Source organism: Flavobacterium macacae (assembly GCF_003865365.1).
GTDB lineage: Bacteria > Bacteroidota > Bacteroidia > Flavobacteriales > Flavobacteriaceae > Flavobacterium > Flavobacterium macacae.
Window position 1 is genome coordinate 1 of the sequence record NZ_RQVR01000027.1, and the last position, 17,869, is coordinate 17,869.

The 17,869-nt window shown below is 36.4% G+C and carries 16 protein-coding genes; 10 read left to right on the plus strand and 6 right to left on the minus strand.

Annotation, left to right across the window (positions count from 1 at the left end; genetic code table 11):
• Positions 1-5,028: Ig-like domain-containing protein (locus EG849_RS14750; RefSeq protein ID WP_449404084.1), on the minus strand; the 5,028-nt coding region annotated here is incomplete at its 3' end.
• 379 nt (positions 5,029-5,407) lie between these two features.
• On the opposite strand from EG849_RS14750, the gene EG849_RS14755 reads away from it, so the two are divergent.
• The 5 genes from EG849_RS14755 (at position 5,408) to EG849_RS14775 (ending at position 8,529) form a co-directional block, all read left to right on the plus strand.
• The gene (locus EG849_RS14755) at positions 5,408-6,121 is read left to right on the plus strand and encodes a LexA family transcriptional regulator (RefSeq protein ID WP_125014099.1); all 714 of its coding nucleotides are present in this window, start codon (positions 5,408-5,410) and stop codon (positions 6,119-6,121) included.
• Between the two features lie 226 nt (positions 6,122-6,347).
• A complete protein-coding gene (locus tag EG849_RS14760) occupies positions 6,348-6,686 on the plus strand; it encodes a hypothetical protein (protein ID WP_125014101.1) in 339 nt (112 codons plus the stop codon).
• Between the two features lie 147 nt (positions 6,687-6,833).
• Positions 6,834-7,280 carry a response regulator gene (locus tag EG849_RS14765; protein ID WP_125014103.1) on the plus strand — a complete coding sequence of 149 codons (447 nt, stop codon included), beginning with the start codon at positions 6,834-6,836 and terminating at the stop codon, positions 7,278-7,280.
• 194 nt (positions 7,281-7,474) lie between these two features.
• Positions 7,475-7,984, plus strand: a complete 510-nt coding sequence (locus EG849_RS14770) for a hypothetical protein (RefSeq protein WP_125014105.1) — start codon at positions 7,475-7,477, stop codon at positions 7,982-7,984.
• Positions 7,985-8,088: 104 nt separating this feature from the next.
• Positions 8,089-8,529, plus strand: coding sequence for a hypothetical protein (locus tag EG849_RS14775; protein ID WP_125014107.1), 441 nt, complete (start codon positions 8,089-8,091; stop codon positions 8,527-8,529).
• A 349-nt stretch (positions 8,530-8,878) separates the two neighbouring features.
• On the opposite strand, the gene EG849_RS14780 is transcribed toward EG849_RS14775, so the two are convergent.
• Entirely contained in the window at positions 8,879-10,039 is a 1,161-nt protein-coding gene (locus EG849_RS14780; protein WP_158611959.1) for a PAS domain-containing sensor histidine kinase, read from the minus strand.
• Positions 10,040-10,406: 367 nt separating this feature from the next.
• On the opposite strand from EG849_RS14780, the gene EG849_RS14785 reads away from it, so the two are divergent.
• The 4 genes from EG849_RS14785 (at position 10,407) to EG849_RS14800 (ending at position 13,513) form a co-directional block, all read left to right on the plus strand.
• Entirely contained in the window at positions 10,407-10,802 is a 396-nt protein-coding gene (locus tag EG849_RS14785) for a DUF983 domain-containing protein (protein ID WP_125014127.1), read from the plus strand.
• Positions 10,803-11,080: 278 nt separating this feature from the next.
• Positions 11,081-11,263 carry a hypothetical protein gene (locus EG849_RS14790; RefSeq protein WP_125014111.1) on the plus strand — a complete coding sequence of 61 codons (183 nt, stop codon included), beginning with the start codon at positions 11,081-11,083 and terminating at the stop codon, positions 11,261-11,263.
• A 225-nt stretch (positions 11,264-11,488) separates the two neighbouring features.
• A complete protein-coding gene (locus EG849_RS14795) occupies positions 11,489-12,745 on the plus strand; it encodes a putative DNA modification/repair radical SAM protein (protein WP_125014113.1) in 1,257 nt (418 codons plus the stop codon).
• Positions 12,746-13,513, plus strand: coding sequence for a TIGR03915 family putative DNA repair protein (locus EG849_RS14800; protein ID WP_125014115.1), 768 nt, complete (start codon positions 12,746-12,748; stop codon positions 13,511-13,513).
• Positions 13,514-13,545: 32 nt separating this feature from the next.
• Here the strand turns inward: EG849_RS14800 and EG849_RS14805 are convergent, their stop codons facing one another.
• From EG849_RS14805 to EG849_RS14820, 4 genes are all read right to left on the minus strand, one after another.
• Positions 13,546-14,712 carry an MFS transporter gene (locus EG849_RS14805; protein ID WP_125014117.1) on the minus strand — a complete coding sequence of 389 codons (1,167 nt, stop codon included), beginning with the start codon at positions 14,710-14,712 and terminating at the stop codon, positions 13,546-13,548.
• A gap of 63 nt (positions 14,713-14,775) precedes the next feature.
• Positions 14,776-15,342 (minus strand): 2'-5' RNA ligase family protein, encoded by a 567-nt coding sequence (locus tag EG849_RS14810; protein ID WP_158611960.1) that lies wholly within the window; start codon positions 15,340-15,342, stop codon positions 14,776-14,778.
• 58 nt (positions 15,343-15,400) lie between these two features.
• Complete coding sequence (locus EG849_RS14815) at positions 15,401-15,631, minus strand: hypothetical protein (RefSeq protein ID WP_125014121.1); 231 nt, start codon at positions 15,629-15,631, stop codon at positions 15,401-15,403.
• A 49-nt stretch (positions 15,632-15,680) separates the two neighbouring features.
• The gene (locus EG849_RS14820) at positions 15,681-16,307 is read right to left on the minus strand and encodes an alpha-ketoglutarate-dependent dioxygenase AlkB family protein (protein WP_125014123.1); all 627 of its coding nucleotides are present in this window, start codon (positions 16,305-16,307) and stop codon (positions 15,681-15,683) included.
• A 94-nt stretch (positions 16,308-16,401) separates the two neighbouring features.
• On the opposite strand from EG849_RS14820, the gene EG849_RS14825 reads away from it, so the two are divergent.
• A complete protein-coding gene (locus EG849_RS14825; protein WP_125014125.1) occupies positions 16,402-17,157 on the plus strand; it encodes an XRE family transcriptional regulator in 756 nt (251 codons plus the stop codon).
• Positions 17,158-17,869: the final 712 nt, after the last annotated feature.

A 17,869-nucleotide genomic window follows, 5' to 3' on the forward strand; every position in this document is an offset into this window, starting at 1 on the left:
ATCAGCAACAGTCGGTGCATCAATTTGACAGAAACTTTGTGTCGCATTTCCTGTCGTTGGTGCGGAAGGATTTGAAATTGTAACCGTAATAGCCAATCTTGTTCCGCTTTCGCAAACTCCGTTTACTAAAGAAACATAATAAATTCTTGGAGTCAATGGTGCTGTAGAAGCAATCAGGTTTCCTCCGGCTTGAGCATCATAGAAAACAACTCCGGTTTCATTGACTGAAATGTCAGCAACCGTTGGATTGTTTCCTTGACAGAAATTTTGCGTAGTGGCATTGGTAGTTGGGGTTCCAACAACCGTAATTGTCACTGTAATTGCCAGTCGAGTTGCGCTTTGGCAACCAGCCCCATCAATTTGACTTACAAAATAAGTTCCGTTTGTTAGCGGAGTAGTAGGTGTCAAAGGTGTACCTCCAGTAGCTACATTAAAATAAACGACACTCGCTTCATTTACTTCTAAATCTGAAACAGTTGGATTATTGGCAGCACAGAAAACTTGGGCAGTATTATCTGTAGTTGGGGTAGCAGGATTTGAAACGGTAATCGTAATTGCTAATCTGTTTTGGCTTTCGCACAAACCATCTTGAATAGCCGCATAATAGATTCCGTTTGTCAAAGGTGTTGTTGGAGCAATTAAATCGCCTCCTAATAAAGCCGTATAAAAAACAACATTAGGCTCATTCACTTGGATGTTTGCAACCGTTGGATTGTTTATAGAACAAAAGTTTTGTTCGAAATTTAATGTAGTTGGCGTCAGGGGATCTCCAATTAGAACAAAAATAACCAATCGATCGTCACTTTCACAAGCGCCATCAATCTGCGCTGCATAATAAATTCCGGCTGTCAAAGTTGTGGTTGGGTCTAGTGGAACTCCGCCTACAGGAAGTGAATAAAAAACAACATTTGGTTCATTTATTTGAAGATCTGCTACTGTCGGATTGTTTGCTTGACAAAAAGTTTGCGTTACAGTACCGGTCGTTGGTGCTGGTGGATTACCAACAGTTACAGTTACAGCCTGAAGGTTTCCAGTTGAATTTAAACAAGTCGTATCGCTCGTGACAGCTATAAAATATGTATAAGGACTACCGGATGCAAGCAATCCTGAAATTGACAATGTCCCATCAGCATTTAAAGTGTAAGTAACGCCTGAAACGGTACCATTTGGGATGGGTTGTGTGGTATCGTTTGTAAGATAATAAGAAAACACAGGATTTGACAAAGCACTTGTAGGAGCTAAAACAGCTGTACTATTCAAGCAAGCGGTTTTGTCATCGATCAAAATGTCTGAAAGAAGAGACGCCGATTGAATTGTGAAAGTAACTTGAGTTCTATCAGCAATGTCAGTTTGGCAAAATTCGGTTGCACTAACACCTAAAAAGTAAGTGTATGTTCCCGGAGTCAAACCAGTTAAATTTAAAGTCGCACCAGTTTCTCCAGAAACTAATGTTTGTGTACTTCCGGTTAAATTATACCAGTAATAGATCGGATTCGTAAGTGTTACCGTTGAATTTAAAATTGCAGTAAGCGAAGCAGTTCCAGTTGGAGAACAAAAAGAAGTATCCGTTCCGCCATTTATTTGAACCGAAGCAATTGCAGCAATCGGAGCTGTTTCTGTTACGGTTACCGTTACGGTTCCACGCGACATAGTTTCACATCCAAAGCGGATTGGTTGTATATAATAGGTGTAAACGCCTTGCGCTAAATCACTTGGAATCGTGAATGAATTTCCCGTTACCACAACATTTCCGCCTGTTGCGGCGTCATACCAAACAAAAGTTGTACAAAGAACAGAAGTTGTTTGAAGTGTAATCGTTTCTCCTTGACAAGCTGTAATTGCATTGTTGATATCAGCATTTTCTACTTGAGTGTTTGCTGTTCTTCTAACATCGTTAATTCGCAATTGATCTAAAACATTAGCAACTCCACCAAAACGAATTCTTAATCGATCAAAAGATTGTGTTGGAACAAAAGTTAAAATAGCTTCCGAACCTCCGCCTAAAATCTCTAAATTCAATAAGCCTGAATTTGTAAAAGCAGGACCGGCATTCGCTTCATTTAAAAGCGGTTGGAATGTAAGTCCAGCCAAAGCATTTAAATTTAGAAGATTTGCAGGTTGAGAAACTCGTACTCTTACCATGTCTCCCACCACAGAAGGTGTTTTGAAAATAACCGTTAATTCAGCAGCAGCCAATACGCCAACACCAGTAAACATTGTAGCAAAAGAAGCTTGTGAGTTGTCAATAGCATTGAAAGCATTATTTACACCAACAGTTGTCGTTAAAGCGCCAATACCTAAATCAACTGCGCCAAATAACACATCTTCTGCATCTGGTCCGCATGCAATTTGCGTAACAGGAACTTCGTAATAAGCTTCGTAAACTTTTGCATTTTGTGCCAGACTTACTAATGAAGCTACTTGAATTCGCACTCCGTCATAGGCTTGTGGCCCGGTTCCATTTGCCGGAACAAACGTGTATTCAAAATTATTTTGTCCCGGTAATAAATTCAATAAAGATCCTGAAACCGATTGCAAAACACCAATATCCACAGGAACTCCTGAAGCATTACGTTTTGTTCCAACTACTGAATAGCCACCAATTAAAGTCAGTCCGCTATATTCAGAACCCAATTTTAAGGTAACAGGGGTTCCAGCTGGAATGGTTTGGTTCCATTCTAAAATCTGAAAAGTAGTTCCGACGCCAAGCAAACCAAGACCTGTTGTTATCGTGGAAAATGTTTGTGGATTTCCATCTACGGCATTTGCAGGATTTGAAACAGTTCCTGTGATTACAGATCCCCAGCGTTGCGTATCCGCATAATTTCTTTCTGTTAAAGGAGGACACGATGCTGGATCGACAACCGTTACGATCACGGTACCTGAAACAGCACAGGTTCCTAGTGTGGCAACTGCGGTAAAAGTAAATGTTCCTGCAGTGGAGAAAGGTCCTGCAACATTAGAGCCTAAGGGCGTTCCTGTTGAATTAAACCAAGTTACGGTTCCGGATGAAGCGGCATTTAAAGTTACTGAATTCCCAATTTGGGTAACCAATGCAGAATTAGCAACAGTTAATGTTGGCTGTTCATTTACGGTTAAAGCTACAGGAACCAAATCAGAAATACAAGTTGAATTTAAGTTTTGCTGTTGGATAAAATAATTTCCGCTTGCGGTAATATTTGCCGCTTGTGCAGGAGTTATTGCAACACTCGCCGAATTGTAAAAAACATAAGTGGCTGAAGGATCAAAATTTAAAATAGCGCTAGCTAAATTTACTGATCCACAACCCACCAAAGTTGGATTTACAAGAACAGAAAGTGTGTTTCCGACAGTAACGGTTACTTCTTTTAATGTATTGGCATCATTTTCACAAAGACCATCTAGGGTTAACGAAATAAAATAGGAGTAAGGAGAAGCCACAGTATTTAATCCGTTAATTGTTAAAGCTCCGGTTGTTGGGTTTTTAACATAGGTCACACCTGCATCGCCCGTATATCCGGTTGTAATTTCAGTAGTTTTTGTTTGATCTGTATAATATTTAAAAACCGCACCTGCAATTGTTGAGGTTGGATTTAAAGTTATGGCACCTTGACAAGCCGTCAGTGCTGAAGGAATGGTGATATTTTCTGCAACTGGTAACTTGATTACCGTAATGGGAATTGCTACTCTTTGAGATTCTTCTGAACAACCGATTTTTGCTGCTGCAACATACAATGTAGTATTGGCAGTAATGGGCGCTGTTTCATAAGGTGTCCCTGAAGAAACAGTGGCTAAAGGTGTAGTCGCTGTTGCTGAAGTATAATACCTAATCTCATTTTCTGTGGCAGTTGTTGCGGTTAGTGTTACAGAACTTCCAGAACAGATAGTGGTATTTTGAGAAGTTGGCGTGGTTAAAACAGGAACCTTAGGAACGCGAACAACATCATACAAATCAAGACTTTGTGTTAATTGCACATTTAGCAAGGAATTGTAGCGAATAGTAATTCTATCCACTGGTGCGATCGGGGCAAAAGGGATGGTCGCAATTTGGTTTCCCTGTAAAAGTGTCAATAAATCAAGATTTAATAGAGTATTAATGTTCCCTGTTTCAACGATCGAAGGCCCATTAGACGCTATAATTTGAATATTGTTCGCTACACCTAAAGCTATTAAGGAAGGATCGACTTTAAGCCGAATGTTAAATTCTTCTGTAGGTTTAGAAAGTCCTTCGAAATAAATAGTCTGCTGAACGCCTCCTGCAACAGCTATTACACCAAGACTTAATCTTGAAAAACTATTTGGATCTGAATCTAAGACATTTTGTGGATTTGTAACTCCCACAGCTCCCAAGTTTAAAAGGTCTAAATTTAAACCGGTAGTAGTGAAAGAAGTGTAAGCTCCATAGCCGCAATTATCAGGAGAGCTAACATAAAAAGCATCGAAAACTTGAAGCGTTTTTGTATTAAAAAAACCTAAAAGGCTTCCCAATCGATTTCGTAATCGGATTCTATTATAAGGAGCAGATGGAGTTATGGCAATATAAAAACCACCTGTTTCATCTGTGATAATTCGAAGTCTTTCTGAATCAAATTCTCCAAGCTCTTGACTATCACCTTGTAACACAATGGAGTTGCCGTTTTTTGCCTGAATCGTAAATTCTTGATTTCCAACAAGAACAACACCTAAAACGTCAGACAATAAGCCTCCAAGACTTCCCCCCAGTAAGGCTGGAAGCAGATTGTCATCAGTTTGAATTTTAATAAATGAAGTTGTATTTGCTGGCAAAAGGGTAGGATATTCAAGTTCAATAAAACCAGAATAAGCAAAGGCGCCTAATGCTAAACCCGAACTTGCTTGTACAGAAGCAGTGGTGTTCAGATTTCCGTCAATTGCATTTGCAGGATTGAGCGTATTGCTTTGAGCAGAAATGGTGTTCGCATATACTCTGTTTGATTGCGCTTCAACAATGTTCTGGTAAAAGAGCAGGAATAATAAAACCGAAACATACTTATAATTGTACATTCTCGGAAAAGTAAAATTAAATTTCATAAGCGAGCATTTAAGTTATTAAATAGATTTAGGGTAAAGGTTTTTTTAAATATTTTTCTTACACATTGTAAAATGTTTATTATGAATTATTTATATTATTTTAATGTTTGTATTTTTTAAAAAACTATATATTTGTTATGTGAATTTGTGCAATACAAAATCATCAAAGCTTAAACCCAAAAACGAGCTTAACCTACAACTCACATTTTGTGAATTTTTTTTAATGATATCTTTTTTAGATATGATTAAAACGCTATGTGTTATTTTTAAATTTAGATTAGAAATTGATGTGGTATGTCAATTTCTGGTAAGAGTATCAAACTGATTATATAACCAGCTTTGTATTTAACGTACTAAAGTTACATTACACTTTGCGAATATGCAAGATAAAAATTCACAAAATGCGATTAATGTTATTAACAAATTAAAAAAGTCGCTTAAAATCAAGACAGATGTTGAATTATCTGAATTCTTGAACATTCGTCCAAACACTATTTCTACTTGGAAAAAGAGAAATTCTGTAGATTATGATTCTATAATCTCGATATGCGAACTGTATGAATTAGATTTAAATGAAATTTTGTTAGATAGGAAAGAAACTGGCGCTTATGAAGCTAAAACCACTTTAGTGACTCGCGAAGTGCAGTACCAATATTCTAAAGAGCAAGATGTTTCTACCTTATTAGATATCTTACCCAAATATAATTTCCCTTTTGTCGTAGCTGAAAAATCAAGAGCTTTTCAAGTCGTTAGCAATAATATGTTTCCCGTTATAGAGGAGAATTCATTTGTTATTTGCGAACAAATTAGTACAAATGAAATTAAAGATAATTCTGTCGTGGTTTTAATAAGCCAAGAAAAAGGATTGTTTGTAAATAGAATTTGTAAAAACAAATATGAAGAGAAGCAATTTATTTTAAGCAGCGAAAATGATTTTTATCAAGAAATCATAATTGATGAAAGTGAGATAAGAGAAGTTTGGACAGTTTGTGGGCTTTTGTCTTATGACATTAACAATCAAAACAAATTCAAATTTATTAATGACAGCTTAAAAGTCATCAATAAATTTATAAAAAAAGAAAGTGCCAAATAGCTTCAAACTAAAAGATAAAAGTCGATCCCGCGAAATAAGTAAATTTATATTGAAATTCTATAACATGTAAAAGTTTGAAGATAAATATTTTTGAAAGCGGATTTTTATGCTTTTTATGAAACTTTTTCTTATATTCTTTTTTCTAATTTTTACCTCCAAAATAAGGTCTCAAAATTTTGGAACGTCTCAAGTTTTGATTTATCCATCACCGATTCAATCTTCAGATATGCAGTATTATAATTGGTACAAACATCCTGAGGAAAAGAATATTTATATCATTAGTTTTGAAAAAAGTAGTGTTGGATTTAGTAAGGCATTTGAAGAATTGCATGTTCTTTTAATTGAAAACAATCTTGATTTTAGTGATTATATGAGCGATCACTCTGAATTTCACAGCTCAATTAAAAAGAAATCTACGTTTGAAGAGTTGCACGATTCCGTTATTGCACAAAAATCCAAAATTTTTAGAACCTGGAAAGCAGGCAGTGATTACCTCACTTTGCTTTTGAATTTCGATACCTATTTAATGATTTTAGGTACAAAAAATAATCAAATAAATCATTGATTTTCAAAATATTAAATTGCAAAAAATTAAAATTAAAGCACTTTTTTTTTTCATTTCTTGTTCTAATTTTTGAAATGAGTAACAAATCCTTTATATTTGTTATGGTTGGAAGATTCCATAATATAAATAAATATTATAAAAATAACTATGAGTCCATCGAGTATGCAGATTTTCCTTGCAGATGATGATCAAGATGATCGTCTTTTATTTGAAGAAGTTCTTAATGAAATCAATATTTCAAAAGAACTTACCATGTTTAAAAATGCTATCGAGTTGATGGATCATTTAAACCAGGAAGATGTCGTGTTGCCGCATATTATCTTTTTGGATTTAAATATGCCGTTTATTTCTGGAGCCGAAGCTTTGAAAGAAATTAGAAACAATCCAAGATTCAGAGATGTTTCTGTGGCTATTTATTCTACTTCTTCGCTTGAAAAAGATATTGAAGAAACGTTCATTAACGGAGCAAACATTTATATTACAAAACCAAATGATTACAGCACGTTAAAGAAAATTATTAAAAATGTCTTGAATATCAACTGGCATTACCACACTTCAGGCCTGAACAGAGAAACTTTCTTTTACAACGTTTAAGTTGTATAGCACAAATAGCGAAAGCGCAACTTTAGGTCTGCGCTTTTTTTATGTCCTAAGATGAAACACAGACAACCGATTACAGATGTTGATAAATAGCTTTAAATTAGTGCAATTCTGTTACTAATTAGTGATAATCTGTAAAATTTTAAAGCAGGTTTTCTAATATCTTTGTAAGACTAAATTGCTTTATTATGAAAGTATTCTTAACATCGTCTGTATTTTTCATTTACACGCTTGCAATGGCCCAAGATGTGTCTTTCATCAATTCCATTTCAAATGCCAACAGGCAAACGGCGCGAATAGCTTCTGATAAAATAGCTTCCCTGACGACTTTAAATTATCGATTTTACAAAGCGGTCGAACAAGATTCTGATTCCACGTATACCATTATATATGCTCCGGCTGAAGTAGCTGATGCTGATCTTGAAGCAAAAAAAGATTGGGATGAATGCTTGTATGTTGATTTTAAGCTTGAGCAGGAAGGAGATTCAAAAGAACTTCGTTTTTCATCCATCCGAGGGAAATACTTAGATGTTTTTCCGGCCTGGAAGAAATACTTTAAACCAAAAGCACATTTAGAATATACCATTACAGACCCGACGAGCCGAGAAATTGCGGACAATCAGCATGGCTATCATTTTGTTTTGCAAGAAGGTGAAAATCCAAAAATTCCAAGATGGAGCATAGTGAACAAGTCTTAATCTTTTAAAATTTAGATATTGCAATTTTTAATTGAAATTGTGTAATACGTTTCTTAGTGTTTCAAGTTAATTTTACCATTGTAAGATTTAAAAAACGCACGATTATGAAAACGCTATTCCAATCTCATTTCAACCAAGCTTTGTTCTTTCTGTCGATTGCGACTATTTGTACTTTTTTTGCCTCTTGCGATAAAAAAGACAGTTGCCAAGAATGTGCTGAAGAAAAAGCAGAACAGCAAGCGTTGATGGAAGCAGATGCGACAAGTGAGGCAGATACAAACACAGCGGAGTACCAGAAGGAATCCAATGCGGCTGCATCGAAACCGGCCAGTTCTGGGAAAGCCAAAACAACGGTTCAAAAAGAGACCGTGGAAGAAGACAATTCAAACGTCAGCATCATCAATCCGAATGATAAAAGCAATAGCGACAGCAAAAGAACCTACGGAAGCAGTGGGACTGGCGGTGGAAGCGGTACCAGCGGCAGCGGTGGCGACGGAAACGGAAGCAGTGGCTGGAATGCAGACGCTAAAAAAGATAAAAAATAAAACACCAGAAACCAAACCAACCTATAATAAGCAACCAACCTTTAAAAAGCTCATTCTGTTTTAGAATGGGCTTTTTTATTTACATGATAATCGCAATTTTGCAGTTAAAAATGAATCTTTGAATTAGCCCAAAAATCGAAATCCTCACAGAAAATGGCTGTTTACAGAAGTCTTATTGAAATTGAATAAAGTTTTTCTCGAATTCGCTCAAATTCCGATTTAGCGGTACAATTTTTCGGAACTGGAATTAATTTTTTTGCCTATGACGCCGATGCATAGCTATGACGCTGCATTCCCATAGAGTTTCTGAAATCCAGTGTAGGTATGCAGTATTTTGTGTATTCCAGCTTTAGCACGGTAAAAAAATGCTGAAGGTAGCACCTTGATTAACTTCGCTGTGGGCGGTAATGAAACCGTTGTGGCGTACGAGAATTCGTTTGCAGATGGCCAACCCGATTCCGGTACCGCTGTACTGTTCTCTGTCGTGAAATCTTTTAAACGGGTCAAAGACCTTGTCTTCCACTTCAGACGGAAAGCCGATGCCGTTGTCTTTGATGTCAATCTGGAAATAATCCTGTTGTGGTTCTGCATCGGGGATTGCAATGTTTTCGCCTTTGGTCATTTTAGCGGTCACTTGAATCAGTGGCGCTTCGTCTTTTTTGGCATATTTTAGGGCATTGTGGAACAGGTTGGTAAACACTTGTGAAAACTGCGACGGAATGATTTCTAAAACCGGCAAGTCGCTGATTTCAAAGGTGGCATTTGCTTCTTCGATAGCCTCTTTTAAATCGGCCAACACTTTGTCTACAACGGTGTTTAAATCCGTAGCCTCCAGATAAATGGCTGCGGTGTTCAGTTCAGAATAGCTCAAAAGATCGTTGATGAGCTGTTCCATCCTTTCGATAGACACCGTGATCCTATTGAAATTGCTTTTTGACTTTTCTGAAAACTGTTCTGCGTCGCGATCCAGGATCATCTTGCTGAACATGTTTATTTTTCGGAGCGGTTCTTTGAGGTCGTGGCTGGCCACCGAAGCAAAATACTTGAGTTCGTCGTTCTTTTCTTCGAGTTCTATGTTCTTTGAAAGGAGCTGTTTTTGCGCCGTTTTGGTATCTGAAACATCAGTGGTCACAGAAACATACTGTGTTGGCTTTCCGTTTTTGTCTCTTTTGTAAATCAAGTCTTTGGAAGCCAGATTACTGTAATCGCCGTTTTTGTTCTTGATTCGGTAGTGCACGGGCGCTACGTCATTTCCTGATTTTAATTCTTCAAGATGCGCATCAAAAAGTGGCCGGTCTTCATCGTGGATCAAGTTTTTATAAAGGTCGATTTCGGCATGGTTCAAGAGATCTTGGTCAAGGCCGGTGATATCAGCAATGTTTTTATTGTTGTATATAATTCTTTGTTTATCAAAGTCATAGACATATATCAAGCTGGGAATTGCGTGTAAAATATGTTCTAAAAAGTCTTTCGATTTTTTTAATTTCTTAATCTGTTTCTTCTTTTTCATGCTTTCACGTGCCTCGCAAATTTGCCGATTCATAGCGCTGTTGTTGTGTTTGTTTTGTGGTTTCAAATGCAATGCGATGCGTTATAAACTTATTTCTTTTTTGGCAATCCTGCTTTATATCAATTGTGCTTAAAAGTTATATGATTCAAATCTATTGGGAGGAGGTTGCGGATTTAGGAACTTCGCTAAAAATTTGGAAATAGTTTCAAAAATGAAAATGTGGCATTCCGTTTTTTATAGAGAGCCATTTTTGAGAGCTAAATGGCGATGTCCGAATAATACAAATCAAAGAGCATTCTGTCTATAGCTAGAAAACCCCTTTTGCGTAACTTTGTTCTATAAAAGAGAATTGAATTTAATACTGATCATCATGAAAAAAGGAACGAAATTATACAGTATTGCAACGGGAACCTGCCCGAAATGCCAAAATGAAAAAATGTATGTAAATCCAAATCCGTATAATTTGGGCGCTGTTTTTGAAATGCACGAAAATTGCGGCCAGTGTGGCTTTAAGTACAAAATTGAACCGAGTTTTTTCTTCGGAGCGATGTATGTAAGTTATGGCGTGGGAATTGCTTTTGGGGTAGCTGCATTTATCATCAGCCATTTTATTTTTAAAGCGAATTTGAAAATTTCGTTTGGCGCAATAATCGCAGCGCTGGTTGTTTTTATGCCGATAATCATGCGTGTTTCCAGAAATATCTGGATCAATTTCTTTGTAGATTATGATCCGACCTACCATAAGGTTAAAATCAAATCATAATAAAAAATAATAAGATAGGCAAACCACATTTCCAGGGCTTCAAAATAAATTTTTAAGGGAAGCAGTTGCGGTTTTTCATAATTTATAGAGGGATCAGAAGACTCTTCGCAAGATGAATCTTACATTTCAAATTTACTGCTGTTGCAAAAGATTGAAAAGTATTACAAAAGCCCGCTGTTGCTACAAAAAATCTCTAAAATTAACAATTGGTACGGAAAAACCGTAAAGCAACAAAAAGGTTCTTTTTTACTTTTGAAATATCAACATTCAAAAAAACTATGAACGAAAAGCAAGCAGAAGAGATGATCGGTCTTTTAAAGCAAATTTGGTATAAATTAGATAGCATTGAAGAAAATTTAGAAGATATGAATACCAAACATGAAGATAATGCGATTCCTGAGAGCATGAAAAAAATAATGAATGATATCAATAGAGAAATGAACTCGGGGAGAAAATTATAAAAGTACGTTGTTATCTTTAAGTAAAATTAAAGAACGTAATAAAAAATCCAAAGTGGTAAAGCAGGCTCAAAGCTTCAAAGATTTCAAATCTGAGATGCTCAGAGCCTTTTTTTTGTGCCAAAAAATGAGGTGTATACCGTTTCATTATATTGGATTTTTAACGGTTGTTCAACCTGAAAATATAAGATTTATTTCTAATTTTATAGTCCAAAAAAAAGGGAGAAGATGTCTGAAAGAATAAGAGAGAAGTTGCAAATACTTGCTGATGCCGCCAAATATGATGTATCGTGTTCGTCCAGCGGAAGTAATAGAAAAAATACTGCTAAAGGCTTGGGTGACGCCAGTTCATCAGGAATTTGCCATACGTATACGGAAGATGGAAGGTGTGTTTCTCTTTTAAAAATCCTATTGACAAATCATTGCATTTTTGATTGCGCATTTTGTGTTTCGCGTAAAAGCAACGATGTAAAGCGGGCTGCCTTTACGGTAGAAGAAGTCGTGGAATTGACGATGAGTTTTTACCGCAGGAATTATATTGAAGGTTTGTTTTTAAGTTCTGGAATTTTTAAAAATGCCGACTACACGATGGAACGTCTGGTGCGAATTGCTAAGAAACTGCGCCTTGAAAATAATTTTAACGGCTACATCCATTTGAAGACGATTCCGGGTGCCAGCGAGGAACTATTGACTGAAGCTGGATTGTATGCAGACCGAATGAGCATTAATCTTGAAATGCCAACGGAATCTGGCTTGAAACTTTTATCTCCCGATAAATCACATGAAGATGTCAAAAAGCCATTGGCCTTCATCCAAAAAGGAATCATTCAAATCAAGGATGAAAAACGCATCATAAAAAGCACTCCAAAATTTGTTCCAGCGGGGCAGAGCACGCAAATCGTTATCGGAGCGACTCCAGAAACGGATATGGAAATCATGTACAGCGCCAACGAATATTATAAAAATTACGATTTGAAGCGCGTGTATTATTCGGGATATATTCCGATTAGTTATGACGACCGAATGCCAATGATCGGCAGCCAGCCACCGCTTTTGAGAGAAAATAGATTGTACCAGACGGATTGGCTGATGCGCTTTTATGGCTTTGATGTGCATGAGATATTGAATGTAAAAAATCCCCACTTGGACGTTGACATTGATCCAAAACTGAGCTGGGCGTTGCGCAATATGGAGCATTTTCCCATCGATATTAATACGGCAGATTACAAGATGATTTTGCGCGTTCCAGGAATTGGAGTAGGTTCTGCCAAGAAGATTTTCCAAGCCAGGAAATTCGGAAGGTTGCGTTCTGACCAATTGAAAAAGATGGGAATCGCGTTCAATCGTGCCAAACATTTCATCCGATGTGCTGACAGTATCTTTCAGTTGAATGACCCAAATCCCGTGCATATTAAAGGGCTGATCCTTTCTGAAACCAATAGCAAATATTTAAAAGTGCCACAGAACCAACTTTCTCTTTTTTAGATGGCTGTTTATATTTTTGATGGAACTTTTGAAGGGCTCTTGACTTCCATTTTTGAATTTTATGAACGGAAACCAAGTAAAATCCAACTGGTGAGTGCGTCGTATTTTCAACCGATGTTTCTGGAAGAAACCCTTGAAATAATCAGTAATGAAGCCAAAGCAAAACGCGTTTGGGCGGGCATGAAAAAAAAAGTAAATGCGGATTGGCAGTTTCGTTTTTACAAAACTTTTTTGTCTGAAACACCAGAAAGTTTCCAGCATCTTTTTGATTTTGCGTGTTATGTTTTTGACAATCCGTCAGGAGTGGAGCAAAATTATGGCCACGAGTCAGTAATGGCAATTTCAAAGATGGATCGAAGCGTCAATCGCGAAGCCCATCGCATGAAGGCTTTTATTCGTTTTCAAGAAACTAGCGATGGTGTTTTTTATGCGCCCATTGAGCCAGATTACAATGTGTTGCCACTCATTTCTTCTTTTTTTAAAAACAGATATGCCGATCAAAAATGGATCATTTATGATTTGAAAAGAAACTACGGCTTGTTTTATGACCTTGAAAAAGTAGAAGAAATAAAGTTGGAATACCAGCCCATTGTCAAAACCTCGCCAATGAGCCTTCCGGGAGAAGTTCAGGAAAAGCAGGAATTATATGCCTTGCTTTGGAACGATTATTTTAAATCGACCAACATTCCAGCCCGAAAAAACATGAAACTGCACATCCAGCACGTTCCAAAACGCTACTGGAAATACCTTACGGAGAAAAAACTGTAAAAATTAACACTCTAAAACTTTAAAAAATAGCGTCATTTGGATTTTTTAAAGGACCAAAAAGCCACTAAAAAGGCCAAAACACTCCATAAAATTAATTGCCAAGTCACGAGAGTCCATCCGCCTAATTTCCAGCATTGCACGCCAATAAAAGTTCCGAGTGCGCCGCCAATGAAATAAGAAGTCATGTAAATCGTGTTGATTCGGCTGTTTGCTTTTTCATCTAAAGTGTAAATTGTGGCGATATTTACCAACTGCGTAGCTTGGACGCCCACATCTAAAAGCAACACGGCTATAATAATTGCCCACAGCGAATGCGGCAAAACATTCAGCATAATTACGCTGGCCAGCAGCATTCCGACAGAAAATAATTGTGATTTTGCCGCGTTGTCGCCGTCAACCCATCTGCCGAAATAAGGCGCAAGCAAAGCTCCGGCGATCGCCAGAATCCCAAATAAACCGATGGTGTCCGTTCCGTAATGAAACGGAGCGCCGCTTAAATGGAACGTCAAAGTGGTCCAAAAAGAACAAAAGACTCCAAAAATCAAGGCGCCTAATAGCGTACTTCTTCGCAAAATCGCGAATCTTTGAATTTGTTGGAGCGCAGATTTTAAGAGGGACAGGTAGTTTCCGGTGAATTCTTGTTTTACGTTGGGAAGCGAAAGGTGCACCATTAATGTGGTACCCAAAACCATCACGGCAGAAATGGCATAGACATAGTGCCAGCCAAACCATTCAGCAATGGTTCCCGCAAATACACGCGCGGCCAAAATACCGATTAAAATACCGGAGAAAATAAAACTGATGGTTTTTGCCTGGTTGTTTTTTTCTAAACTTGCTGCCATCGGAAGAATGACCTGCGCCGCAACGCTGCAAATTCCGATAATCAGGCTCATTGTAAAAATACCGAAACGGCTTTCGAAGAAAACCATTCCTACTAAAGCGAAGATTAAAAGACCCTGCAATCCTAAAATCAGCTTTTTTCTATTGACTTTGTCTCCAAGCGGCGTAATGAAAAAGAGGCCAAAACCATAACCTGCCTGTGCGAGAACGGAAATTAGTCCTACGTTGGCTTCGGTGGTATTTAACGATTTTGCAATGTCTTTTAAAACGGGCTGATTGTAATAAATGTTGGCAACACAAACTCCGGATGCGATGGCCATAATTGTAATTTGCGCTTTTGAAAGCGATTTATTTTCCATTATGCAAATTTACTTCGAAAGAAATTCAAATACATTGTCATCTTCAGAATATATAACTTGGACTTATTGCAATAAAATTTCTTCCATAAGTTTGTAAGTACCTTTTTTTGGATTTCTTTTTAAAACCGTAATCCGGTCACAAATCCATTCACTTTTGTAATTAAAAGCGTTCAAATCATTTTCAATTTTTTCAAAATCAGCAATGGTAAGGTTTTGTTCAATGGTCAAATGAGGTACAATTTCTTTTTTAAACTTAAATTCTTCGCCGATGCTTTCGAACAAAGCTTGAATTGGTTTTGGATTTTCAATTTTAAGGTACACCGTTTTCTTTGTAGCTCCGTGTGAAAACACTTCCGCTTCATTTGTAGAAACAGCGAAAGGTTTTAGGTCTGCAAGTGCTTTTTTTAGCTTTTCCAAAAGGTGATTGTCCCTTTCATATTTTGCTTTAAACAATGAAATGTGCGCTACAGAATATTCATTTTCTGTAGTTCTGCCAATGATTTTATAGAGTTTGTTCTTCAGCTTTTTAGTTTCTTTTTTGACTTCATCGGTGGGAGAAATCAAGACAAAATAATCTTGAAGTTCAGTCAAAGGAAATAGAGTAGGTTGTTTGTATTTTACTTTTGCCATTAAAAAGAATTTTTTACAAGATATAAAATTTGAATAAATAATGAAGCACAATGGAAGTTTAAGCATCTTTTATCTTTCTAATTCGCTCAATATCTTCCAAGGTAGCACATTTGGTTTCAATAATTTCGTCATCAATTTTAAACGGAAGATGCACCGATTCTACTTCTGATAAGTCTTCGTTTAAATAATCTTGCATGTCTTTTAAATCAAAAAACCATTCCTTGTCAAATTGCACTTTGTGAATGGAAACATCTTGAAGCAATATTTTTAGTTTTAAGGTCTTGTTCATTGCCTGTAATTTTTTGCAAATATAGGATTCTGATGTAATTATTTTAGGTCTAAATAGTTTTGTTTTTCTGACGAAATGTTAAGTTGATTCGCGGAAGCACATCTTTTGCTGTTTTTGGGACTTGGTGTTCCCAATGGCTTTGCGTTGTGCCGCCCATTAACAAAAGTGTGCCGTGATGTAGCGGAATTTCTAAAGGCGAAATGTCTTTTCGAAATTTATGGCGCAGCTTAAACATTCGGGTTTCTCCAAATGTGACTGATGCGATGTAAGTGTTTTTGGTTTTCGTACCCACTTTATCGCTGTGCCAAGAAACACCGTCTTGACCATTTCTGTAAAGGTTTAAAAGAACGCTGTTGTAGTTTACCTCTGTTTCTTTTTCGACTCTTTTTTTAATGAATAAAAGTTCTGGAGTCCAATTGGGCAAATCTTTATTTTCTTCTTTATTTTCTTTGTCTTCATACCACGAAATCATCCTTGGTGCTTTGACCGTTTTATCAAACATCGGCATTTCATATTCTCGCCAATTGGTTTCGTTCAACAAAATGGTGTAAAATTCATCAGATTCCTCTTTTGAAAAAAAACAATCAAAAAGCATCAAATCTGTATCCGGAAGATCAAAAACAGTCTTTCCTGATTTTCCTGAAGAAAAAAGCTCTGTGTCTTCAAATAATAGCATAATTTAAATGGATAACATTTTATGTTTCAAAATTAAACAATAGTGTAACGTAAAATGTTATATTTGTGGTTACAAATTATAACATTAACATACTATGTCTTTATTTTCTGATAACATAAAATATTTGAGAGTAAATAAATCTTTCACACAGCAGGGTGTTGCAGACGATTTAATGATCACTCGAGCGCGACTTTTAAAGTACGAAGACGGTACTTCCCAGCCACCCATTGAGTTATTAAAAAAGATCTCGAATTACTATCATGTAAGTATCGATATCATGATTTCGGTTGATTTGCGAAAAATTTCAATTGATGATTTACTTCTGCTGGATGACAATCGAATTTTGCTTCCGATAACTGTGGATAGGCAAGGGGAGAACTTCATTGAAATAATTCCACATAAAGCAAAAGCAGGATATACGGCGGGTTATGCCGATCCAGAATTTATCGAAAACTTGCAACAAATTTCATTACCTTTTTTAAGAAACGGAAAATTTAGGGCGTTTCCGGTAGAAGGAGATTCGATGCCGCCGCATAAAGAAGGTTCTTTTATTGTGGGAAGATATGTTGAAAAATTGGAAGATGTGATGGATGGAAAAACGTATATTCTTTTGACAAAAAACGACGGAATTGTTTATAAAAGATTAAATAAAAATGGAAAAAATCTCACATTGCAATCGGATAACAAAGTGTACAAACCTTATGAAGTAAAAGCATCAGAAATTTTAGAAATCTGGGAATATGCTTGCAGTATTGCTACAAAGGAATTTTTGCCAGACGATTTGGGAATAGAAAATGTAAAAGATATGTTTCGCGAATTGCGTAACGACATTGCTACTTTAAAGCATTAAGTTTTTCAGTAACTACATTTTAGTTGTTGATAGTAGGCTGATTCATTTGTGGATGTCATTGGTTCTACAAAAAATATTATTTGTGTTTTGTTTGAATTGGAATGACTTTTTGTCTAAATCGGAGCCATGAAAACTAAAATTAAATGAATAAAATGGTCGTGTTTGTCGATTACTGCGAAAGGCACAACATCTCCTACCAAAATTAGAATAGCAACTGCACTTTTATTTTTTGACTCACTGATCCATCGGATGTTATAAAAATCTAGTATTTACGGTTCTATTCTTTCCGCTATACAAAGAAGCTATTTCGTCATCCAAATCTAATGCAAAAGTAAAGGGCAAATCATCTGTAACGCTAGAAGAATATAAAAAGCCACTCATTGGAGTGGCTTTTTATTTAGACTTATTGAGCTTTAAGATAAGTGACATCTGTAACGAAGTTAGCTCCTTCATATACATACGAGTTTCTTAAGGTCATTTTTTTCAGAATTAGCTATTACAATTTCGAATGTTGCAGATTGGAATTGCAAACAAAATACGGACAAATTAAAGTTTACTATTTAAGCTGCATTTTTAATGTTTAATTGTTCGTTTTCAAAAATTGTTAAATTCATTAAATGACTGTGTCTTCTTTTTTTATTGTACCAAGTGGAAATAATCGAAGACCGCCATAATAACGGATCAATTATAGTAACATCCCAAATACCCGTTC